General features: G+C 47.6%; 18 protein-coding genes. 12 read left to right on the top strand and 6 right to left on the bottom strand.

Annotated elements, in window-relative coordinates; genetic code table 11:
• Positions 1 to 358: hypothetical protein (locus LLG96_12955; protein ID MCE5251119.1), on the bottom strand; the 358-nt coding region annotated here is incomplete at its 3' end.
• Between the two features lie 581 nt (positions 359 to 939).
• Between LLG96_12955 and LLG96_12950 the strand changes: the two genes are divergently transcribed.
• From LLG96_12950 to LLG96_12900, 11 genes are all read left to right on the top strand, one after another.
• On the top strand, positions 940 to 1821 hold the full coding sequence (locus tag LLG96_12950; GenBank protein ID MCE5251118.1) for a prohibitin family protein: 882 nt from the start codon (positions 940 to 942) through the stop codon (positions 1819 to 1821).
• Positions 1822 to 2280: 459 nt separating this feature from the next.
• The gene (locus LLG96_12945; protein MCE5251117.1) at positions 2281 to 3075 is read left to right on the top strand and encodes a carbohydrate-binding family 9-like protein; all 795 of its coding nucleotides are present in this window, start codon (positions 2281 to 2283) and stop codon (positions 3073 to 3075) included.
• An 88-nt stretch (positions 3076 to 3163) separates the two neighbouring features.
• Positions 3164 to 4498: a phosphoglucosamine mutase gene (gene glmM, locus LLG96_12940; protein ID MCE5251116.1), complete on the top strand. Its 1335-nt coding sequence runs from the start codon at positions 3164 to 3166 to the stop codon at positions 4496 to 4498.
• Between the two features lie 332 nt (positions 4499 to 4830).
• Positions 4831 to 6402: a CRTAC1 family protein gene (locus LLG96_12935; GenBank protein MCE5251115.1), complete on the top strand. Its 1572-nt coding sequence runs from the start codon at positions 4831 to 4833 to the stop codon at positions 6400 to 6402.
• Between the two features lie 520 nt (positions 6403 to 6922).
• Positions 6923 to 7420 (top strand): hypothetical protein, encoded by a 498-nt coding sequence (locus LLG96_12930; GenBank protein ID MCE5251114.1) that lies wholly within the window; start codon positions 6923 to 6925, stop codon positions 7418 to 7420.
• 703 nt (positions 7421 to 8123) lie between these two features.
• Positions 8124 to 9452: a DUF4380 domain-containing protein gene (locus LLG96_12925; GenBank protein MCE5251113.1), complete on the top strand. Its 1329-nt coding sequence runs from the start codon at positions 8124 to 8126 to the stop codon at positions 9450 to 9452.
• 33 nt (positions 9453 to 9485) lie between these two features.
• Positions 9486 to 10487, top strand: coding sequence for a substrate-binding domain-containing protein (locus tag LLG96_12920; GenBank protein ID MCE5251112.1), 1002 nt, complete (start codon positions 9486 to 9488; stop codon positions 10485 to 10487).
• 3 nt (positions 10488 to 10490) lie between these two features.
• Positions 10491 to 12017, top strand: coding sequence for a sugar ABC transporter ATP-binding protein (locus LLG96_12915; GenBank protein MCE5251111.1), 1527 nt, complete (start codon positions 10491 to 10493; stop codon positions 12015 to 12017).
• Positions 12014 to 12958, top strand: coding sequence for an ABC transporter permease (locus tag LLG96_12910; GenBank protein ID MCE5251110.1), 945 nt, complete (start codon positions 12014 to 12016; stop codon positions 12956 to 12958). The genes LLG96_12915 and LLG96_12910 overlap by 4 nt, the downstream gene beginning before the upstream one ends.
• 352 nt (positions 12959 to 13310) lie before the next feature.
• Entirely contained in the window at positions 13311 to 14093 is a 783-nt protein-coding gene (locus LLG96_12905) for a hypothetical protein (protein MCE5251109.1), read from the top strand.
• Positions 14094 to 14236: 143 nt separating this feature from the next.
• Positions 14237 to 16387, top strand: coding sequence for a T9SS type A sorting domain-containing protein (locus LLG96_12900; protein MCE5251108.1), 2151 nt, complete (start codon positions 14237 to 14239; stop codon positions 16385 to 16387).
• Positions 16388 to 16406: 19 nt separating this feature from the next.
• On the opposite strand, the gene LLG96_12895 is transcribed toward LLG96_12900, so the two are convergent.
• The 5 genes from LLG96_12895 to LLG96_12875 form a co-directional block, all read right to left on the bottom strand.
• Positions 16407 to 17123 carry a hypothetical protein gene (locus LLG96_12895; protein MCE5251107.1) on the bottom strand — a complete coding sequence of 239 codons (717 nt, stop codon included), beginning with the start codon at positions 17121 to 17123 and terminating at the stop codon, positions 16407 to 16409.
• Between the two features lie 10 nt (positions 17124 to 17133).
• Positions 17134 to 17622, bottom strand: a complete 489-nt coding sequence (locus LLG96_12890) for a flavodoxin family protein (GenBank protein MCE5251106.1) — start codon at positions 17620 to 17622, stop codon at positions 17134 to 17136.
• A gap of 554 nt (positions 17623 to 18176) precedes the next feature.
• Positions 18177 to 19619, bottom strand: coding sequence for a hypothetical protein (locus LLG96_12885; GenBank protein ID MCE5251105.1), 1443 nt, complete (start codon positions 19617 to 19619; stop codon positions 18177 to 18179).
• A 134-nt stretch (positions 19620 to 19753) separates the two neighbouring features.
• Positions 19754 to 20701 (bottom strand): HD domain-containing protein, encoded by a 948-nt coding sequence (locus LLG96_12880; protein MCE5251104.1) that lies wholly within the window; start codon positions 20699 to 20701, stop codon positions 19754 to 19756.
• 506 nt (positions 20702 to 21207) lie between these two features.
• Positions 21208 to 23031 (bottom strand): T9SS type A sorting domain-containing protein, encoded by a 1824-nt coding sequence (locus LLG96_12875; protein ID MCE5251103.1) that lies wholly within the window; start codon positions 23029 to 23031, stop codon positions 21208 to 21210.
• A 545-nt stretch (positions 23032 to 23576) separates the two neighbouring features.
• Between LLG96_12875 and LLG96_12870 the strand changes: the two genes are divergently transcribed.
• A partial coding sequence (locus LLG96_12870; GenBank protein MCE5251102.1) for a hypothetical protein occupies positions 23577 to 25040 on the top strand: 1464 nt, incomplete at its 3' end.

Raw genomic sequence — 25040 nt, 5'->3', positions numbered from 1 at the left:
TTTCGGCATAATTGTTGTCCAGTTCGATATATGCCGATGCCATGCCATTCTGCGGATGGTCGGGGAATGTTATTCCATACCCGCCCTTGCCGAAATCCAGTATGTAAATGTCGATCTCGTCGCCACCGCCGATACCGTCGTCGGATAAAGGCTCTTCGTAACCGAGCTGATTGACTTCAAGATTCCATGCATATTCGAGGTAGACAAGGGTTGAATCGATATAATCGGGGACACCGTTACGGTCGGTGTCGGTCGGAGCCGGTTTGTTGACGCCCGTGGAATCGTAATGTACTCTGAAATGCCCTTCCGAAGAGAGCAGAGAAACCTGCATGACAGGCCTGCCGGCAGTTTTTGCCACTCCTGTCCGAAGCTGTAACAGAAGATCGGGAGTACCGCATTTGATACAAGGGACTGAAGGTTCCGCCTGTATATTCACTGCCGTGAGGAAAATTATGTACAGTAAACCAATTGTCTTTTTTATCATATCCATAATTCATCCAATAATATATTTACCGTTTTTATACTTTTATATCAATATAGTATTTCAGGATACATAGAGCTATCACTTTTTACCTACATTGTACGTTTCATTGTATAAGTTTGTTCCTGTTTTTATGAAAAGATATGGTGTTTCATCGGGATTAATCGATCATACCGCTCCGGTGGATATGTTTACGGCACCGTTGAGAAAATGGACACGGACATGATATATCATGAGACCCTTCACTATGACTGCATGTTCGCCAGAGCAATAATACCATGAACCTGACGGGAAAGCAGTGATGTCCGTTACATATCCCCGGAAAAACGTTAATTGACTTTCACCGGTTTATGAGCCATTTTGGAAGCAGATGAATAAATTGCTAAGGTTTTCTGTAGTAATAAAAGAAACGGAATCTGTGACTGTACCATACACAATTAAACAGCGGAGGCTATACTATGTTTTTTGCCGGCCTGGTTGTTATTATCATTAGTGCCATTTTCATTATTATCGGAAATGCCGCTCATAAAAGAGGGGATTTTCGGGCTTCATCCATCACCCTGTTCGGAAAAATCGGCATTGTGCTCGGAATAATCCTCTTTGCCGGGAGCTGTTTGAGAATTATCGGCCCGGGTGAAGTCGGAGTACTCGACCTCTTCGGAAAAGTATCGGACAGGGAAATCAATTCGGGTGTCAACCTGGTCAATCCCCTGATGCGTGTCCATACATTTTCGATAAAAACAAAGGAAATGCAGGAAACCATGAATGTGCCTTCCCAGGAAGGTCTTCAGGTCGATCTCGATGTTTCGATTCTGTACCGGATCAAACCCGATAATGCTTCGGAAATATTCAGGACGATAGGCCCGCAGTTTGACAGAATCGTGATTCTGCCTTCGTTCAGGAGCGCCGCCCGCACGGTATCGGTGCGCTATGATGCCAAGGCCCTCTATACGGCGGGAAGGGAAATCATAACCCAGGCCCTCTATGAGGATCTTCAGCAGTCTCTCACGGAACGCGGCATTATCATCGAAAAGGTGCTCCTGAGGAGTATCAGGCTTCCCGATATGGTGACCAACGCTATCGAGGAAAAACTCAAAGCCGAACAGGAAGCCCAGAAAATGGTATTCGTGCTCCAGAAAGAGGAACGCGAGGCCGAGCGGAAAAAAATCGAAGCGGTCGGTATCAGCGATGCAAACAAGATTATCGCCCAGGGACTGACTTCGAGCTACATTCAGTGGTATCGTATCGAAATGCTCAAGCAGCTTATCAATTCGCCCAACAATACAATCATCATCATCCCCGATGATCTGAAAAGCGTACCGATGATTCTCAATAAATAACTGCCGGAACAGTATCGGGATCGGGCGTGTGAAAAGATTCTTTTTCACCGCCCTCTTTTATTATAGGCATTATTGCTCCGGCGAATAAATTATGATACCGATATCAGGAATAGATGCCGAAACAAGTTCGGTATAACGTCATCCGATGTCACTGTTAAATAACCGAAGCATTAAATAAGGCTTTACTTTTATATAATTTATTTTTTTCTTTGTACAATCCATTCAATTTACAAATTTACTGGAATACTGTTTTTCGCTTATCGGGTGGGTTTTCGCGGATTTGTATTATCTGACCCTGATGGATAATTATCACTAAATATAGTATTAATAATCTATTATGTCTTTTTGTGCCTTTATGCTTTACGGCGTTTTTTCATTAGTGATCCGGTATAACTTTTACAATGAGACGAAAATGCTGAATTTATATTTCAACGCCGTGTTTTATGAAAGGGAACACGTATGAAAAAGGGGATTTTTACTTTACTTTGCATGTTTTTAGGGATGGAAACATCGGCATGGGCTCAGGTCGAGGATGTCGACTGGGAACGTCATTACGACTGCATGGTGAAAAGCGGGTCGATTGTCGTTGATGGTGTCGGCGATGAATTTGCCTGGCAGCTTGCGCCCGAGGTCGGAGAATTTACGAGATTCCAGAAAAAAGGCGACCTTACCGTCGGTTTCCGGACATGCGCGAAGATGCTCTGGGACGAGGATAATCTCTATATCCTCGTTACCGTGGATGATCCAGATATCTGGAGCACCATGACCATCAGGGACAAGGACTGCCTCTGCCAGGAGGAGACTGTCGAGCTGTTTATCGATCCCGATGGTGATGGCAAGGATTATGCCGAAATCCATATAAACTGTCTCAACACCATCAACGATCTCTGGATTCCGCGGAATGATTTCAAATACCAGGACGGTTCCCCCGTGGACTGGACCGATCTCTATACATGGACGCTTGAAGGAATGCAGCATGCTGTCGTGAATTACGGCACCATAAACAACAGACAGGACACCGATCTCGGCTCTGTTTTCGAGTTCGCTCTGCCCTGGAAAGGTTTCGGAAAAATTGCCGGTTCGGCGAACATTCCTCCGAAACCGGGCGATGTCTGGCGTATCAACATTAACCGTTACGAGCGCTCCCGAACCGGGGACGATAATATCGAGCTGTCAGGATGGTCTCCGCTCAAGCTCTTCTCATACCATGTTCCCGAGCGGTTCGGGTATGTACGGTTCGTTGACAAACACTGATTCCATAGTAATCTGCATAGGACGAATACACCATAATATCGGGTTAAAAAGAGTCGGCTGATTTTATGTGTGATTATGGGAGGATTATGTGCCTCGTTTGATGATAGGAATATCCGGTGTCCGGGGAGTTTACGGGGATGGTTTGACAGAGGAGATAGCACAGCGGTTTGCATGTGTTTTCGGGCAGCTCTACGGTAAAAAGGTTATCGTCGGCAGAGATTCCCGTGTGAGCGGCCCCATTATCACTCAGGCGGTTATCGAAGGACTGACCTGCGCCGGTTCCGATATAATCGATCTTGGGATCGCATCGACGCCGACGACCGAAATGGCTGTGGTCGCCTGTCGCGCCTCGGGAGGAATCATCATCACCGCAAGTCATAATCCCGGCGAATGGAACGGCCTCAAATTTCTCGGGCCGGATGGAATTTTTCTCAACGCTTCACAGGGTGCCGAACTGGTAAAAAAATATGAATCGACATCGCCCGGCGAAGCTGCATCTTCCACCGTATCGTTATCGTCATGGTGTTTTGCGGACGATTACCATATCGAGGCTGTTCTCGATCTCGATGTGATTGACCGTGATCTGATAGCCTCGCGCGGTTTTACGGTATGTGTCGATACGGTTCACGGCGCGGGTGGATCGATCTGTGGCGAGCTGCTCGATCGCCTCGGATGCACGGTTCATGCTCTCTATGCCGAGCCCACCGGTCAGTTTCCCCATGGCGCCGAGCCGGTTGCGGAAAATATCGGCGATCTCTGCTCCTTTGTCAGGGAATGCGACGCTGATGTCGGATTCGCTGTCGATCCCGATGTGGACCGCCTGTCAATCGTCAACGAACGGGGCGAGGCACTCGGTGAGGAATACACACTGGCGCTTGCCGCCGATTACATCATGGATAAGACGGGTAAACCGGCTGCCTGCAACCTTTCGACATCACGTCTGATCGACGATGCTGCCGCCCGGCACGGTTCGGTTGTCTATCGCTCGCCGGTCGGTGAGATCAATGTAGTGGAAACCATGCGCGAATACAGCGCCGCAATAGGAGGCGAGGGAAACGGCGGAGTGATTTTTCCTTCTCTCCATTACGGGCGTGATGCGGTTCTCGGCATGGCGCTCATCCTTCAGATCATGGCTGAGCGGGACAAAACGGTCAGCGCTCTGGCCGATGAGTTCCCCCGCTATTCGATGATCAAGGAAAAAGCTGCCATTTCCGCAAAAGGAACATGGATCGAGCCGCTCAAAGCCGCTTTTGCCGGAGAGAAAATGGATGCCAGGGATGGTATCAAGATCATATTCCCCGTTTCCTGGGTCCATGTTCGCGGGTCCAACACCGAACCGGTGGTAAGGATCATAGCCGAGGCTCCGACTACGGAAGAAGCGAAGGGACTGGTCGATAAAGTGTTCAAGGTGATCGGTCGATAAACACTGTTCCTCCCGAAGTAATGTTCCCATATCAAAAAAAGAATCCGGTTATCCAGTTTGGTAAGCATGAGAACCTTTTTAAATCAAAGTTGATATTTTTTCCCGATAGCATATTATCCCCCCTGCCTGCGGCATCCCCCCTTTTTAAGGGGGGAAAATGGATCGGCTCCCTCTTTGTTTTATAAGGGGGATACGCGAAGCCGAGGGGGATCAATGATGTGTGCTGATTTAACTTGATACCCGGAATATCTTATATTTCTTGACACTGTCATTTTTTTGGCGAAATATATTTACTGATTATTTTTTAAACAACCGGTATGAAGGAGTGATTTATGAAACGTGTGCTTATTTTCGCGCTGATTCTTACGGTAGTGGCTGCATGCGCCGTATATGCGCAGTACGAGCCGAGGAATCTGTTTCTCAACGGCACGATATTCCGTGATGTGACCGATGGGTCGGGGTTCGATCACCAGGGCTGGGGAAAATGCATTGCAATGGGTGACTGGGACAGAGACGGCGACCTTGACATCTACGTGAGCGTGGTCTATTCCTATAACAAGCTGTTCCAGAACGAGGGAAACCTCAAATTCAAGGACATGTCCCGGGTCATGCGTGTCGACGATATTCACGACACCCACGGCATTGTCTGGGCCGATTTCGATAACAACGGCTATCTCGACCTGTTTGTGGCGAACAATCTCGAAGCCCTGACGCAGATACGCGGCGAGACAGACCAGCCCAACTCGTTCTATCTCGGCTATGATGAGGGATTCGTTGAATGCGCTAAAAAGGCCGGTCTCATGGGAGGACCGAATTATTCGTGCGGTGTGACGACCGCCGATGTCAACGGCGACGGTCTGCTCGATATCTATGTTTCCGAGGGCGGGTACCGCAGCGGCATGGACTGCGCCAACTCCCTCTATGTGAACAACGGAGACGGCACGTTCACCGATATCGGTGTGAAGGCCGGTGTCGCCGACCGCGGCAACGGCTACTGCTGCTCCTTCTGCGATTACGACAACGACGGCGATCCCGATCTGTATGTCGGGAACATCAACGACAATCCCAATGAGCCGCTCACCCGCGTCCTCTACCGCAACAACGGAGACGGCACATTCACCGATGTCACAAAAGAGCTCGGGCTTGCCGCGCAGGGCACCAACATCACCTGTTTCTGGGGCGATGTCGACAACGACGGCGACCAGGACCTGTTTCTCGCCAACAGCGCCGGCCCGGTGTACCCCGACAAGAAATGGGGCGCCAACTCGCTGTTCCGCAACAACGGGAACGGCACATTCACCGATGTTTCGCATCAGGCGGGTGTCGACATCGAGACCAATTCCCGCGGCTGCACTATGGGCGATATCGACAATGACGGCGACCTCGACATCATAGTCACCAACAGCTGGTTCGATGCGCTCGTTCTCATCAACGACGGCACGGGGAAATTCACCGAATCCCATGAAAAAACCGGCGGATCGTGGTTTTACGGGCATGGACTGGCGCTCGGCGACCTCGACGGCGACGGCGACCTCGACCTTGTCGGCGGCAACTGGCGCAGGCAGAGCGCAAGCAATCCCGGAAAGTGGTTTCTTTTCGAGAACAAAACGAATAACAAGAACTTCCTGAAAGTCAACCTCGAAGGGACAACCTCGAACCGTTCCGCGGTCATGAGCAAGGTGTGGGTCTACGATGCCGGAAGGGCGAAGGATTCGAAGGCGCTCCGTGGATTCCGTGAGGTGATAGCGGGCAGCGGAACATTCCCCGGCAACCCGCTCCAGCAGCATTTCGGTGTCGACGCGACAAAGAAATACGATGTCGTCGTCAAGTTCCCCTCCGGTAAAGAAGCCATTGAGAAAAACGTTGCGGCTGGACAGACGATAAAGATTGTCGAACCGAAATAAACAGTGGAAATACAGCGGTTGATAAAAGGCATCCTGTTGCGGGGTGCCTTTTTTTTATCTCATATCAAAATGCGTTCAATGAAGTAATAACGTATGCAATAGACCCTGAAATAAATTCAGGGTGACATGAGCGCCGTCATGCTGAACCTGTTTTAGCATTAATAATCAATGAGTTGCTATAGTTACCTGTATGACCACAACTTGGTATAAGCTTATATAACACTATGCGTGAGTTCTGTAGACTGACAGAAATCACACATAAGACATACTACTTATAAAGACTTGTTAGAAAACTGTAAGACTGGCTTGTTATACTCCTGAAGATGCTTCAAAAGCACCTGAAAACTTGCTCGTGATGTTAAAAGAGATCAGAGAATAAAAAGAGTAAGTACACACTCAGTGGAAAAACAAAAAGTATACGAAAAATCGACACTTTTTTCTTGTTTTTTACGAAACATCTGTACATATTAAATTATTAAAGAGTATATTATTTTGTTACACCCCAAAAAGGAGAAATGTAATGAAAAGATTAATGTTTTCATTATTGTTGGTGTTTTCTCTAATGTATGGGTGTCAGCCTCAAGTACAGAAAAATGAGATGAATGAAAACAAAGAAATCCTTTCGGATGCAACAATGATTCAATTTTCTAAGCTTTTTAAAATAGTTGAAAGCATGCAGATTGAATTTAATGTCATTTATAATAACGCTAACTATAAAGACGAAAATGAAAAAAAGAATGCCAAAAAATGGATAAAAGGAAAGGAATTATATTATGAAATTATAAAGATCGATTTTCAATATGCTATGCAAAATAAAAACCCTTCTACATACGCATGGGCAATAAGTCAAGCAGATGGTTTTATGACAGTACCCACATCGGATTTTATGAGATGGGAAAATCTAAAGTATATAGAATATGCTAATCTCTCGCGAGCTGAATCTCTTAACGATGATTTTTTTACGTATGCAATTTCTATTACAAAAGATATAAACTCAGAAGTAGAACTTATATTATAAAATAGGGAACAGAATGCAAAAAATATTTCTCAATGATCTACAAATAATAACTCGTTTTTTTTATCGAACAGGGCGTCGATTACACAAAACACTTTTATTAATACCTAGTCACGAAGATATGCATATTTATGTGTCTTAATAAAGTCTTTTGGATGAGTAGTCTCCAGATATAGACTATTACTCGAGCTCGCATTATTCGAAGCGAAAATGATAATAATATAGAATACCAGAACTCTCCGGTTAAATTGTAATAACAGTTTGAAAAATATGTAAATAGAGCTTTTACCTGCTTGTGGATTGTTTTGAATATGATTGTCACTCCTATTCCCCACCAGAACTAACCCATCGATCCCCTCTCTTTCCAAGAGAGGTGAAGCGCCAGCTAAAATCCGTTTTATCAAAGTGTTATGCGCGGGGTGAGTTTCTATGATTAAAGTTGGCAATTATTATGTTCTAATTCATACAAGAGTTTCTCAATATTTTGACCAGACACAACTGTTCAGACTTTTAAAAACGAATCCGCGTTAATCCGCTCTATCCGTGTAAATCCGCATTACTATTGATTTTTACAAGTTGATCTGATGAAGACACGATTTTATCTTGAATGCTCCCCCTAATAGAATTATATTGAAAACCTCGGAAACACCGGAAAAGCAATAAAATTTCCATAATAATTCATTGTTTTCACAGGTGAGGTATGTTTATGCGCAGCAGAAAGCAATTACTGTCATTAGCCATTCTTATACTCGTAGTGCTCATGTATTCCTGTTCCGGCGATAAGAAGAGCGAGCAGAAAGCTCCGGCGGGAGGAAAGCAGATCGTTATCGCTCAGGAAGGATTCCACGGCTGGAAATCGGCGACGCTTCGGACGACATTTGCTCAGGTCGATGTCGTTCCCGAACTCGGCGGCAAAATTATGGGCTACGACCTACGGGGATTCCAGATTCTCTGGCATGATCCCAAACGCGAGGGTGAGCTGTACAAAACCGAGGGATACGGCTTCGGCGAGAGCTTCTTCAATCCCGGCGGAGCGAAAGTCTGGCCCGCGCCCCAGGGCTGGAGCGGAAAAGACGAGTGGCCGGGACCGCCGGACAACGTGCTGGACGGTTCACCGTACGAATACACGGCGAACGATAAATCCATAACGGTCACAAGCCCCGCCGATACGGGAGAGGGGAGAACCGGGCTCCAGTACACGAATACCTATGCCTTTAAAAATACAAGTTCCCTGCTCGACCTCCATATGACCATGAAAAATGTAGTCCAGCGTCCGGTGAAATGGGGCATCTGGCATCTCGCCACAGTCCCCGTGGACAGGCCCGTAACCGTCTATGCGCCGGTCGACAAGGATGGATGGCATGTTATTTTTGGCGACAAGGACAATCCGCAGTGGCTCGGCGTGGAAAAAGGGATGTTCCGGGCACGGTATGACAAGCGTGTCGGCAAGATCGGCCTGAAAGTCCGCGAGGGATGGGTAGCATGGCACGATGAGCAGAACAACGCCGTCTTTGTCATGATGTTTCCGGTCAAAAAAGGTATCGAGTATCCCGACAACGGGAGCAATGTTGAGATATGGACGAACGGCGCCGGGACATATCGCGCCAATAACCGTGATTTTCAGACCGAATATTCGCCCGATACGGCCAATATGGAGCTCGAGGTCATGGGGCCGCTCACACGGCTGGCTCCCGGAGAGTCCTCCGCGCTCGATGTAACCTGGGGCGCCTGCTTCTGTTCGGGAGTTGTGAAGGTCGTCTCCCATGGCGTTGTTGCTGAGGAACTGCATGTCGAAGACGGTATGGTAAAGGGGAAATTCGGTGTTTTTTACGGCGGGTATCTGCAGGTTGTCTATCTTGATAAAAACGGGAAGCAGAAGGGCTATAAAAACGTTCAGGAGATTTCGCCCCTCAGCGAAGTCATTATCGATCAGGAGTATGATAAAGTTTTATCGTTCGGCAGTGGAATCCGGTATCAGATTCTTCCGTATGGAGAGTCCGTTCCGGGTGTTCTGGGCGAATTGATGTTCAAATAGCGTATCCCCCGTAAAGGGGGAGGATGGTGACGCATGAAATTTTCACGGTTAGCTCTCCGGATACTTTTATGTCTGAGTGTTCTCCTTATCATGTCCTGCGGAACAGGGAAACAGCCGGCCGATAAGACGGGGGAGAATAAATCGGCAGGAAAGCGTCAGGATTTGTATATCGAGGTTTCGGCTCTCAGCGCTGTTTCGTACTTTTACGATCATAAAATGGGATTGCAGCGCGCCGGTGAGGATTTCGGAGTCGAAACCGAATACAAGGGGCCGCCCGACTGGAACATGCAGGCCATGATACAGGCGATAGAACTTGCCGTCGCACGAAAACCCGCCGGAATCATGGTGGTGGGATTCGAGGAATCCCTCAACGATGCTGTGAACAAGGCGGTCGATGCCGGTATCCCCGTAGTGACCCTCGATTCCGACCTTCCCAACTCGAAACGTATCGCCTTTGTTGGTACGGGTAATTACGATGCCGGTTACAGGGGCGGGCTCAAACTCGGCCAGCTTGTCGGCGGCAAAGGGAAAGTTGCGATTCTGACAAAAGTGGGGCAGGATAACCTGGAAAAAAGGGTTCAGGGATACAAGGACGCTCTGGCGACATTTCCGGGAGTGGAAATCGTGCGTGTCGCGGATACGAAGTCCGATGTGGTTCTCAGCGCACAGGCGGCATCGGCTGTGCTTACATCGGTGCCCGATATCGCCGGTTTCGGCTGTGTTGAGGCGGCCGGGCCCGCCGGGGCGGCAACAGCTATCAAGGAAGCGGGTCTGGTCGGTAAGGTGAAAGTTGTCGCCATGGACCGTGACAACGATGTCCTCACCTATATCAGGGACGGCGTCATCGATGCGACCATCGTTCAGCAGACCGCGCTCATGCCTTATTACGGGCTTATGATACTCTATCAGCTCAACCATCATGATATTCCTGTCTCCTCTGACAATACCGCCGCAGAGGTAAGCGGAGTGCCCCGTTATATCGATACCGGTACGATTCTTGTCGACAGGAGCAACTGCGAATATTTCATGAGGTAATCTGTGGGCGGAAAAGAATCGGACGACAGTATCCTGAGGCTTGATGGTATTACCAAGGTCTTTCCCGGCGTCAGAGCTCTGGACGGGGTATCATTCGATATAAGGCGCGGCGAGGTGCATGCCCTCGTGGGCGAAAACGGCGCCGGCAAATCGACGCTCATGCATATCCTCGGCGGCATCTATCCCCCCACATCCGGCCGTATACTCCTCGATGGAGAAGAAGTGCGGTTCCGGAGCGCGCATGATGCCCACCTCAAGGGAATCAGGGTAGTCTATCAGGAACTGTCCGTCGTTCCCAACCTGAGTGTCGCTGAAAATATTTTTGCCAATATCCAGCCGGTGAACCGTTTCGGATTCATACGGCGCGGAGAGCTCAACCGCCGCGCTGCCGATATGATCGCACTGTTCGAGGAAGACATCGATCCGGAAATCCCCGCAGGCGAGCTGACCATCGGCAAACGTCAGGTGGTGGAAATCCTCAAAGCTCTTACGCTTCATCCCCGTGTCATTCTCCTCGATGAGCCGACCTCGTCCCTGACCGGCGTCGAGACGGAAGCCCTCTTCCGCACCATCAGAAAACTGAGGGATAAAAACATTTCGTTTGTGTTCATCTCACATCACCTTCCCGAAATATTCGAGATTGCCGACCGTGTAACTGTCCTCAGGGACGGAATATACCAGGGCACCTGTGACATCGGTTCGGTCACCGAGGATGAGCTTATCAGCCGGATGGTAGGCCGCAGTATCGGTGATATGTTCGGCGGCAGACAGCCATATGGGGGGGAATCCCGTACGGTGATCGAAGTGAACGGTCTTACCCTGGCCGGTGTATTCGAGGATGTGAGTTTTACGGTGAAAGCCGGTGAGATTGTAGGTTTTTCCGGGCTTGTCGGTGCGGGCAGAACCGAGGTTGCGCGGACGGTTTTCGGCCTCGAAAAGCCCGACAGCGGCCGGATAAAACTGAACGGTGAGGATGTCCGGATCGAGTCCGTGAATGATGCGATCTGCCGCGGTATCGGATATCTCACCGAAGACCGAAAACTGCTTGGGCTGTTTCTGTCGCTCCCGGTCGAGTCGAATCTCGTGAGCCCCTCGATAAGGCGTTTCACCTCGCAGCTGGGTATTGTCAACGACCGTGAGATTCATGCATATGCGGAGGAAAAAATACGGCAGTTGAATATTGTGACACCCTCGGTCGGTCAGTCAGTTTATAATCTCTCGGGCGGAAACCAGCAGAAAGTGCTGCTCGGCATGTGGATGGGCATCAATCCCGCCGTGCTTATCGTCGACGAGCCGACGCGGGGTGTGGATGTCGGCGCGAAAGAGGAGATATACCGTCATATTTACGATCTCGCCTCGCGGGGAGCGGGAATTATGCTCATTTCGAGCGATCTCAACGAGATTCTCGGCATGTCCGACCGTATCGTCGTGATGCGGGACGGCTGTATCCAAAAAACGATCGATAAACGTGATGCCACCGAAGAGCTTATCATATCATATGCGCTCGGTGCGGGAGAAGCAGTGGCATGAAAGCAATTATTCGTCTCATCGGAAGGTTCCAGGAGCGGCGCATATTTTTCATTCTTCTCGGTTTCTGGGTGATAATGACGATTTTTTATCCCCGGGAATTTCTCAATCCAGCCGTTCTCAGAGCCACCGTGCTCGCCATGTCATCGATTGCGGTCATCGCTGTCGGGATGACCGTGCTGCTCGTATCCGGCGGATTCGATCTGTCTGTCGGCTCCGTGGTGACATTCAGCGGAGTTACGGCGGCGCTCGTTCTCAAGTCCGGACAGCCATGGATCGTCGCCATGGTTGTGGCGGTTCTCTGCGGAACGCTGATCGGGTTCGGAAACGGATTGATGATTGCGAAGCTCCGCATCAATCCCTTTATTACGACCCTCGGCATGATGATTTTTATCAGAGGGCTTGCAACCATCATCTCCGGGGGAAATAACATCCCGATCATGAACAAGGCATATACCTGGATCGGGCAGGAGACACTCGCCGGTGTGCAGATTCCCATATGGGTGTGTCTCGCGTGTGTCGCCGGGGGAGATTTCATGCTCAGAAAATCGCGGTATTTCCGGCAGAACTATTATATCGGCGGAAATGAGAACGCGGCGGTTCTTTCCGGTATCCCCGTGGCAAAAATAAAGATTCAGAACTATATGCTTTCGGGCGCGCTTGCCGCGATAGCAGGAATACTGCTCAGCGCGCGGCTGGGGAACGGCTCGCTGACCGCGGGCGTCAGCATGGAATTCAAGGTCGTGACCGCCGCGATAATCGGCGGATGCGCTCTGACCGGCGGGAAGGGGACTGTTCTCGGCGCTTTTTTCGGTGCCATGCTCATGGCGACTATCGATTCCGCGATCAATATCATGCCGGTCGATTCGTACTGGCAGGAATTTGTTACGGGAATTGTCCTCATTTTTGCCATAATCGTCGATTCGATCGGCAAGAAAGAATAAACCAGACGGTGCTTCCCGCGTCTAATATAATGAACCGTTTATCGGTAATTGTTAGATCGGATCATTTGGGGAAAAATTTCACGCGAAGACTAAGAGGAGAATAAGTTTAACATATCATATATAACTTATTGATAATATATATGGTTATTAGGATAGATTAATCGCGTTTGGGTTTTAATAAGGAATGAGTATTAGGGAAATGCAGAGGTATTGCGATCACAGTTCAATCAATGTGGCGGGTATCTATGTGCTTGACCTAGAGAAAACAAAGCGGTTGATTTGGAGATTTAAATACATTATTAACAATATTATTTTCAATTATCTACATAAATTGTATATGCAGAGGTTGAAAATGAAAAAAGAAAAAGTTATTCATTGGTTTTTTACTATTATTGCTATATTAATATCAATATTTGGTTATTATTCTAATGTAAAACAGAATGCTAAAATAAATAAAATGAATTTCCAAATAAGATCTATGGAATACAAGCCAAACCTAGTTATCCAAAAGGAACCACTTATTGAGTTTTTTATTCCTAAAATATTACCTGAAAAAACAATTACAACGGATAATCATATAATAGAATTTTTTGTTGAAATAGATTCTTTAAGATTAAAATTGGAGGTTAAGAATGAGGGTAATCATTCTGCAAGATTATGTGCAGTGATTCAGACTGATTCAACCGCCGGTTATACAATGTTAAGAAATATTCTTTTAGATAAAAAATTAAGAAATAGACAATTAAAGTCAGCTATACTTTTCCCTGACTTTTATCAAAATATTGAATTGAAAAATAATCAAACAAAAATATTCGATGAGAAATATCCAATAATACAATTTCCTAAAGATTCTGAGTTTGTCTTGCATTTTTTATATTTGTATACAAACGATATTGGAATACTTTATGATACTTATTATTGGGCTAGATATTCAATAAAAGAAGTCCAATCAGAAAATGATATACCAGAAAATATATATTATAAAACACAAATTATCATAAATATAAAAGACGCTTTTACTGATACAAATTATTTTTATTTGGACTTCATTGATGATAATATTTCAAATAGAATTTATAGTCAGCTTGAATCAGAAGATATTTTTAAGTATTTAAAAAGTCTTGAAATTAAATAAATTTACTGGCTATAGCTTTAATTAAGCAAAGCATTTGACAAAGTGTGAAACTGTTTATATTATTTCCTTTGTGTAATTATTTATAATTTGTAAAAATCCTTGTCCTATCAATTTTTATAAATAGATCGGATTTGAAATCTTTTATGGAAAAAACTACCGGTTATTTTTATTCAGCGCTTGCTGTTCTGCTTTTATGCATTCCCCATCATGCCCGGGGAGACCTTCCCGCAGGAAGATGGATTCATCACGAGCGCCAGACACCTCAATATGACATAACCGCCATTTTCCCCGGTAATGACTGCAAAATCTGGGTTTCCACGCTGAATACGCTCCATGCTTTCGATGGAGAACGCTGGAAAAAATACACGTATGGTGATCAGACCCTCCGTGATCATACACCGTTTTTCCGCGATGAACACGGGCGGTTTTACTTTGAGGATTACGGCGATCTTCTGGTGCTCGATCAGGGGATAATAACACGGTACACGGGGCAGGAGATACGGTATCCGATCATCGCAGCAGCTGACCGTAACGGGATCGTCTACTTCGGTATGTATGACATTACCCTGGGTGGTGTGTATTCCTTCGACGGCACAGCGGTTAAAAAACTGAAGACGGGGCGGACACGATCGCTTGCGGTGGATGCTTCGGGTAAAGTATGGGCGACTGTGATCAATCCCGAAAGCAGCACGATGGGTCTTGTCGTTCTCGATGGCGGGACATGGACCGACCGTTCCGGAGAGATTGCAGCCATTTTGCCGGCAAAGACCAATGAATTAACCGTGCAGGTTGCCACGGATGGCGCTGTGTGGGTCAACAACCTCGGCCGCTATGGGATTTACCGTGACGGTTCCTGGACATTCGGTGATGGTGGGGCAGGACCCATGTTTCTGACTTTTGACAGCTCGGGCAGAATATGGGGATACAAAAACAGTGTACTGTACAGGCTCGATGATTCCGGGAAATGGCAGGTTTCGCGCACAATCGTAAAGGGAATAACGAACCGGCAGAATTTCCTGACCGAAGATTCCGACGGTAAAGTCTGGATTTTTGATTCATTCCGGGTTTTCACTTATTCCGGCGCGGAATGGGTCGAGGTGAAAAACAACCTCGATCTCGCATCCGATACGGTGACATGCATGGTGTACACCGGAGATGGAACACTCATGTGCGGTCATGGATTGAGAGATATACCGGTCGATGAGAGAAAAAACTGCGGGATCAGCGTCTGGAACGGCACTGACTGGCACAGCTTCAATACAGACGGTGATCTTTATCTCTACAATGTCTATCTGCTGAAACGTTCGCCGTATGACGAGATTATCGCTCATACGGATGACGGATTGAAAGTATTCAACGGAAAAGCATGGGCTGCAATCGATACCCTGAAAGCTGTTAATGTGGCCGATGTTGCATGGGATGAGGGCGGGACAATGTGGATCGCTTCGTATGGCGGTCTAATTGAATATAAGGACCCTGCGGTGTATTTTAAGGTCAACCCTAAATGGTTGTACCCCTTCAAGGTCTTTTACAACATGAATTATGATCCTGACGGTGTACTCTATATGCAGACCAATTATGGCGCTATCGTTTCGTATGACGAGGATCGTGAAGAGGTATGGGAGAGCCACGCGAGCAACACGATTTACGACATGGATATTGCCATTGGCAGCGACGGACGTCTCTGGTGTGCCCGTAAAAATAACCTTTCATGGTGGACCAAGTACGATGACTGGAAAGATGTTACCTACCTCAACGGCGGGAGGATGGTCGAGATTGATGAGGAGGAAAGGGTATGGGCCTCGGGTCTGGGAACTACCGGTTATATCGAAGATGACACCTGGCACAGTATCCCGGAACTGCCGTGGGCTGCGGACAGGTTTGCGGCTGACGGTAAAGGACGTTATGTGGTCAATGCTTTCGATGTCAACAGCACAACCAATGAACGATCACAGTTTTACGGGCTCTATGAGTTTTATCCCACACCGGAACATGTTGCGGAAAACAGGAAACCCGAACCGTTTATAACGGCGGGTAACTACCCCAATCCGTTCAATCCCTCCACGACAATTTATTTTGTGCTTCCCGACCCCGGTGAAGTCACCGTTACGGTATATGCTGTTGACGGCCAGAAGGTCCGGACACTCGCATCGGGCCGATTCCCCGCCGGAAGAAGCAGTGTCATGTGGGATTCGCGGTCGGATAACGGTAAAACTTCTGCATCGGGAATCTATTTCTACAGGATTACGACTGACTCTGCGGTAAAAACGGGGAGAATGATGCTTCTTCGATAATATTTTATAAGTATTGATATTATGCTGACTTATTATTCATTGATTCATTTTTCTTCACTCTTCTTATCTGCCTTCTTATCCGGAGACGGACATTATATTGGATGAATCGGTTGACCAGTGATTTTAAAGGGCCGCCCTCTCCTTTTTTCAGGTAACGGTATGCTGCAATACCGACGACACATGCTCCCAGAAAATCAACGATCAGATCGGTCATCGTGTCGACGAGACCGGTTTTCTGCATGTTGAATCCAAAGATGGAATCCATGAAAAATTCGAATATTTCCCAGAGTGCGCCTGCGGCAAGTGAAAAAGAGACGCTGAAAACGGACACCATAAGAGGATTAGCCCTGATACGGTTCGTATAGAGGAAAAAATAGATGATGACAAAGCCGACGAGACCGATCATGATGCCCGAGGATATGTGAAGCGGCAAATCGAACCACCAGAAACGGTTGTAATAATCCCGTACTTCCCCGAGGATAAAATGGAGAAAAATAAACGCCGTTACCGCAAGATCGACCTCGACCGGTAATGTTATCCTGAATCTGTGTTCGATCATCGCAGGGAGTGCGCTGAAAAAAAGAATTACGGCAGCGGAAGTAATAAGAAACAGGTTGAATCTTCTCACGCTCAGGATAATCGTTCCGAGGACAAGAATCTTGAGTCCGTAGGAGATGGTCAATTCAATCCGCTCGGTAGTGCCGAGCGGGGGATGTATCCGAGCATTATCTGCCATGGTGTCATTTTCAGCCGAACAGTTTTTTCGCCATCGAAGCTATGTTTTTTCCCAGCTTTACTGCGCGTTCACGGTCAATGTCAGATGTAGGGGCTTTTTGGGACACAGCGCCGAAATGAACAGGCGGATACCCCTCGGATACACCGCCTGAATAAACGAGCATTCCGAGCACAAGAGCCGCGGCAATCATGGTCATTTCGGCAAAATCGGCTCCGCCTCCGCCCGGCCAGTTCTGTGATGAGAAAAAGCCGGCAAGCTTGCCGCTGAAATCCACCTTGGGAGTATCGAAAAATTTTTTCATCTGCCAGCTGCACGATCCTTCGTAACAGGGGGAGCCGAAAATGACCGCATCTGACTCCTCAATCCATCCATTATCCGGATTATCGATAGACATGGTCTTGACATCGATCCCGCCGACAGAACGAACACCCTCTTCGACAAGTTCCGCCTGCTTTTTCGTATTCCCCGAAACGGAATGATAGATTATCGAAATTTTCATCATTTCTCCATTGATGCTTGTACGTTACATTATTTTTAATCTGGTCTATTCATGAATTATAATGGAATGCGGATTTTAGCGAATATGTTTTTTTTATATCTTTTTTTATACCGACGAATAATTGTCGCTAAAGATAACATTATTAATATATTATGTTACTTTATGCCCTCGTGTCTTCGCGGTAAATCATTTTCATGAATAACCTCCATGGCCACAGATAGTCACACCGAAGGATGAACACTGTATGCAGGCTGCATATGAATTCCCGATTAAAGATTCGGGAATGACGGCGTTACAGGGACACCAGACACCTGGCCGGGGCTTCCCCACAGGAAACCGTCGATGCATTTTCAGATAAATCCGGGTTACATGAGTTCGATAAATAAAACCATGTTATTGCTTCGGCGAATAAATATCGATTCCACTATAAAAATAGATGCCGAATCAAGTTTGGTATGATGTCATCCGATGTCATTGTTTAATCACCGGAGCAATAACAAGCGCGCCATACTATCCATGTAAATCCGGAACCGGAATACGATAATTCCGGCCATCTATTCGATTCGTTCCGATTCGGGAATATGAACGGCAAAAATGGACACCTGGCCATACGAGGTTTTATCGGTCCACGGACCGAATGTTCCGTTCATCTCTATAACCAGCAGCGAGCCGTCCCCGCTCAATTCTATACCGAACGTTCCTCCCGCGACGTAGCCGTATTTCTCATGGTAAAAGGGAGCGAGAAATGCGATCACTTTTTTGACATCGTCCCGGGTATCGTACTGGATTACCGGCGTTCCCCATTTGTGCGCTCTTCCGCTTTCGGAGGGGATATAGTAGATATAACGGCAGCGGGGGCTCATAGCCATGCTTGTGGCGTAAACCCCGGCTTTATCCCAGTTGACACCCACGAGTTCCGTTTTTTCCTCATCGGGGTAAAATTTGAACAGTGTCCCCTGGTAATCGAAACACCAGAAAAACTGTTCCGGTGTGCGGCGCGCGGAATATGTCCGGATGTTGGAACACAGGCCGGTCTCCGGATTGACCGGTACCGTACAGGACAGGCGGGTGAATGTGTTGGTGAACTGGTCGAAACGGAGGAAGGGATATGTATCCTTGTCGGGTTTGAAGTTATGGTCGATTTTCGTATCGGTGCTGTAGACGAACCCGGTTTTTTCATCGAGGAGCATCGACCGTGAATTCCATATCATGCCCGCAGGAGGTTTTCCGCCGTACAGCAGCCTGTCGGTGATTACATTGTATGCCATGAAATTCTTATCGTTTCCGATTGCCATGAGCACACCGGTCTGTTTGTCCACCGAGTAATAGGGCCAGCTGTCACCGAGAAAGGGGATACCATGATATTTCGCCATACCAGTGTAAATATTATAGGTCAGGAGATGTCCCCCGTTGACAAACCCGTGATCGAGATCGTCCGCAGTCACATTACGGCCGAGCCATGTGGCGGCAACGAGCGTGCCATCGGGAAGGATATCCATGCGCCCGTGGATTTTCCCGTCCACATACTGTCCCTTTTTCCATCCGCATACCTTGCCGACATCCACAACTATCCGCTGTTCCTTTAGGGACGGATTGTATTCGGTGATAAACACATGGCCGTCCTTACAGCGATGATCGCCGGTCGCCATGTAAAAACAGCCGTTGGGACCTTTGGTAACCTCTCCCCACTGCGACCACAATCCCTTGTTATCCTCCGGGAAAAAATAAGGAATCTGATGCCGTATCGGCGTAAAATCTATTTCGGGAACCGCTTTTGCCACCTTGAAATTGATAACTCCGGGATATCCATCGGGTATCTTGAGAAACTCCTTCGCAGTATCCGTAACCACTCCCTGGCCATAACGGAGATGCTGCTTGTCCCACTGTTCAACCTCAATTTTACGGTCGGCTTCGGTTGCGGCGAAAATCATGACGGCATTCGCCAGTATGAATCCGGTACCGGCAAACATGAATCCCAACAGCTTTCTTCTGTTCATTAAAGACTCCTCGATCATATGAGTTGTATTATGCAGTAAAATGTATACAAATCCGGGCTGAAAGCAATAATCAATCCGTTGGAATAAAACCATATACAGTCGCGATTACCGTACTCTGTCCGGGACGGCAGCGGTCATTGCCTGCTGAAAATTTTGACGAACTGGGCAAAAAATTTCGGATCGAATTCGCCTTTCATTTCATTCTGCATTATTGCGAGGGCGTTAAACGATGATTTACCCGGTCTATAGGGGCGATGAGAGGTAAGCGCATCGAAAGTATCGGATATTGAACATATTTTGCTGTATGTATGAATGCTGTTTCCCCGTAATCCCGCCGGATAGCCTGTACCATTGTGCCGTTCATGATGCTGCCAGACGATGACTGTGATCTCATCCGAAAGAGCATTGAACTTTTTAAGTATTTTAAAACCCTCTTCAGGATGTTTTTTCATTATTTCCCACTCTTCGCTTGAGAGGGGACCTTTTCTGGTGTTGAAATATTTCGGGATTGTAAATCTGCCGATGTCATGAAGGAACAGACCCGCCGCGATTTCATTCATGTCATGCGAGCTATCGCCCGGGAGTACTTCCCGGGCGAGGCCCAGACCGAAAATGCCCACATTTACGACATGATTGAACAGGTGATGACTCGATGTACTCGATTGTATGAGATAACGGATGGCATTTTCTTCTTTAATGATGAAGTCGACGGTTAATTTGATTGATTCTTTATACTTATTAATTATCTCTTCACCGGGACTGTCGAAGAGTGTCATTGCCTGGGCAATCAACAGGGAATGGATAATTTCGGCTTTACTCGTGGCATTGAGAAGAGGGTCATCGATGATATCGGATATATTTGTTTCCAGATATTTGTAATAACGGCCTCTTTCGCTGTTTTTCACAAAGAGAGCAGATACATTCATTTTGAAGATTTTCGCATGATCCTTTGCGGTATAGTTTTCACCGGCCCTGTGATACAGCTTCATCTCGCCGCTTTCACCTTCGCTGAATATATCGAATGAGCGGATGGTATCGATCCTCAATGTCTGAGGATGTATGGGAAAATGTAATTTGTCCATGTTCTCTGTTTCTTTTTTTTGAGAAGAATATGAAAGTATAAAATATAAATAGTATATTCTTATAATATTCTGCAACAATTACACCTATAAATAATTAACCTTTTTTTTATAATCAAGTCAAATGTATGGTTTTTTAAAAAAAAATTGTTTTTTCTTCAAACAGTATGCCGTAAAAGCCGGAATTATTATAGCGTTTATTACTCGTAAGAGTTTATGAATGTTATATTTAATCTTGTGTTGCGCCTTACGTACCGCGGTATTCTGTGAAAATCCGTCTGATGCGAAAATATGAGCGTTCAATTCACTGTTGAACAAATTTATGAATAATCCCCTGATCAGTAATGATTATAAAAAAGGATGAAAATGTATTTTCAGATAAATACCGGCTGATTCGCACATACATGTTTTTTCGTATCAATCGCCATGTTACGGATTATTTTTTACCGGTATAAAGAAAAAGCCCGGTCAGAATTCCCGGGCTTTTTCGATAAAAAATGTCAAAACTGTTACTTGAGAAGCGTCATCTTCATGGTTTTTGCGAATTCACCAGATTTGACCGTATAGAAGTAAACACCAGCCGAGAATCCGGTCGCATCCCAGATGACCGAATGACTGCCCGAACTCATGAATTCGTTCGCGACAGTCGCTACCTTCTGGCCTGCGACGTTATAGACATCGACAGATACCGTTCCGGCATCGGGAATCGAGAAGCTGATCGTTGTGGTCGGATTGAACGGGTTCGGCGAATTCTGTGCCACCAAAAATGCCTGGGGTGCATTCTCCGCTACATTAACCGAAGACGCGGTTAACGTTCCCTTGAAGGAATCCTGGGCGACATACCATAATGATCTCATCAGGTCGGGATCACCGGCATTATCGCAATAAATACCATCAAAAGCGCTTTCGTTGTCCACAATAAGCTGACCGTATTTGATTGCTGATGCTTCGCCGGGAAACGCGAAATATCCTACACCTGTTCCATCGGGAGCCATGAGTCCCATTGAAACTGCGCCGAGGTCATAGGCTGAAAAAATCGAGAATCCGTTCATGTCAGCTGTATAATCGTATACCCACGGTGCACCGCTTCCGCCGGAGCAGAGCCATGCCAGATCCCCGCGGTCCGGCTCGAAAAACCGGTCTCCCACATAATCGCCATTGCCGTTGTACCAGAGGGTAACATCGTTATCATCTTCCTGGTACGGGTCGAGGCAGTGTTTCATGCAGAAAGACAGACCGGCGCAGTACATTCGCCCGTTCTTGAAATTCGCCATGGTGGGGCCTCCGTGGTACTTGTAGTTCAGAGTAATACCCCGTTCGGCTTCCCTCTGATCCCACCATAACCATGATAAGTCATATGTCCGAAGCAGTGAACCGGTTTCCGTGTCCACATAGTACATGGCTTCGGGATTGTCAACATCAGGGTATGAATTATCGCCGATAACGAGCCAGAGGCTATTGACGTTGTCAGTGATAGGTCCCGCATAACCGCCGGAAGTATTTGCAATCGAGAACATGCCATCTTCACCGAAATCCAACACCTGATCCGACAATCCGTTCGGAACCCATTTGAATTTCATGACATGCTGCATACCGCCCGGTATCACTGCCTTCACGATATAATTCTCGACAAAGAAGTATTGGTGATCGCCCGGCATAAATGCTATTTTCCCGTGATCGTTCCAGCCCATGTATGCAGTGGTTTCAATCAGGGTAGAATCCATGGGATCGCTGCCAAGAATCCATTTTGAACGTGTCTTAATTCCGGGATTGGTTGTACCGTCATATCCCCCGTTTTCTTTCGCTATCTGGGGAATAGCACCGGCCGGTGGATAGTAAATGGGGACTGAAAGAGCGACGTTGTTACTATCATATTCCTGAATAAGTCCCGCCTGGTTCTGCCGTCCGCCGAAAAACTTGCAGACAATCGCCCGGGGCGATACCGAATCGAAACCCCAGAGATAGTACGTATACTCGCCCGAAGGCACCATAGCGCCGTCGCTGTTTTTCCCTGACCACGTGATATTGGCTTTTCCGACAGGAAGAGTCACAGCTTCGGACATATATACACAGGTGTCAATCTTATTGACGTAATGCCATCCGAGATGCCCGTTCTGAACGCCGACTATTTTACCGGCCTGATCCTTCGTATATACGAAGAAAAGCACTGTGGCCGGTTTTCCGGTGACTGTGATGGGAAGTTCCAGTGGTTTCCCGTCAAAATCATATTGCATTGTTTTTGGAGCGTCGAATTTCAACACTGTCGGGCTGAAACCTGCTGCCCACACTGTTCCGCATGTCAGTAACAAAATAAATACCAATACTTTTTTCATTTCATCACTCCTTTTCACTTAATCAAACCGTTAAATAACTCTGCACAAAATGCAATTGGGGAAATATCACCTCCTTTAGTCGATATTTATGAATATGTGAGTAGAATAGGCGGGTATAGTGATATTGCTGAAATTGATATATTTAATATTATTCTAACACTTTTTTAACAATACGTTAATTTAATACGAATGTCAACAGTATTTTTATAGCATCTACAGGTGTTTTACGCATCTGCCCACATTGAAAGAAAAGAATGGGAGGGTGTTAAAAAGACACTTTTCATGCGTTTTTCTGTTTTTTTTTGCGATATTCTGTTTCATATTAAACAACCTCAGACTGCGTATATGCTTTTTATGGGGCTTTCAGATATGTTGTTACGCTTCGATATGAATTCACAGAAAAATACTTGCCTGAAGCATAAATACCTGATATTTTGCACAACAGCGCAGCAGGAGATTGAATTGAATTAATTCCGAAATAACGAGAGAGGAATTATAGAGTCATATTGGAATAATAACCTGCAGTGATAGAAATAGGTACGACTATGACGCGTTCAGTCTTGTATCTTGTTACGATGCTTGTTATTGTTTCCTTCGTATTCTCATGCAGCGACGAAAACCCCGTGAACCCGAGCGATGGCGCCGGAACCGCTGTCATCCAATGCATGGTCGAGCCTGCGAAACCGGCCCGCGCGGACGAACTGAATCCGACAGTCAAGGCGGAAATCTCGTTTTACGATGCCCAGAATGCAACGCTCGTCAAGCAGTCCCTGACGGTGAACGGCAAACACATCACGGGCACGGTGACCGTGAAATCGGGGAGCGGCTATCGCGCCGAGTTGTTCTGTTACGATGCCGACGGCAATGTAACCCACAGCGGCACGGCAACGAATATCACCATAGCAGTCGGCCGGCAGACGACGGTCACGATACTGCTGAAACCCTCCAAACCGGAAACTCCGACAGCCTCGGGCCCGCAGAGCGCCATAACCTCCGGGACCTCGTACACCGTATCGTGGGTTACAGTGAGCCGCGCGCAGTCCTACACCATCGAAGAATCCACGAACAGCACATTTGCCGATTCGACCTCGAAGACGATAGTCGGGACGTCGGACACGTACAAGAACACGGCGGGGACATACTACTACCGTGTGAGGGCGAACAATGCCACGGGGAGCAGCGGCTGGTCGAACACGGTCGTGGTGACGGTGTCCAAAATACAGTACACGCTGACGCTCGCGGTGAACACCGCCGAGTGGGGAACAACGAACCCGTCTGGCGGCGATCATGCGTACGACGAGGGGACAGTGGTGACCGTCACGGCGATCCCGGCCGAAGGTTACCGGTTCGTGAGCTGGACAGGGAGCGTGATGAACGCTACGAACGCGACCACGACGGTGACCGTTACGGGGAACATGACGGTGACCGCGACCTTTGGGAAGATACCGGCGGGACAGTACGCGCTCACGCTCGCGGTGAACACGGAAGGCTGGGGGACGACGAACCCGTCAACCGGTGTCCATACATACGACGATGGGACGGAGGTTACCATAACGGCGATTCCGGCAACGGGCTGCCGGTTCGTGAGCTGGGCGGGGAACGTGACGAACGCCGCGAACGCGACCACGACGGTGACCGTTACGGGGAACATGACGGTGATCGCGAATTTCGAACAGATAACGCTGACCCTCTCGGGAACGGTGACCGGGGCCGACAGTGTCACGGTAACCCTGAGCGGCGACGCGACCGGCAGCCGGACGGTCGGCAGCGGGGGGAGCTATTCGTTCACAGTGGATTACGGCGGGAGCTATACGGTGACGCCATCAAAGGCCGGTTACACCTTTTCGCCGTCGAACTTCACGGTCACTTCACTGACCGCGAACCAGACGCAACATTTTTCCGCAACGCCCATACCGGCGAAAACGTACGTCATATCGGGCATCGTGTCCGGAGCGAACGGGGTCACGGTGACCCTGAACGGCGACAGGACCGAGAGTATCGCGGTCAAC

The organism is bacterium (assembly GCA_021372535.1).
Classification (GTDB): domain Bacteria; phylum Latescibacterota; class Latescibacteria; order Latescibacterales; family Latescibacteraceae; genus JAFGMP01.
This window is presented reverse-complemented; position numbering and strand designations above follow the sequence as displayed.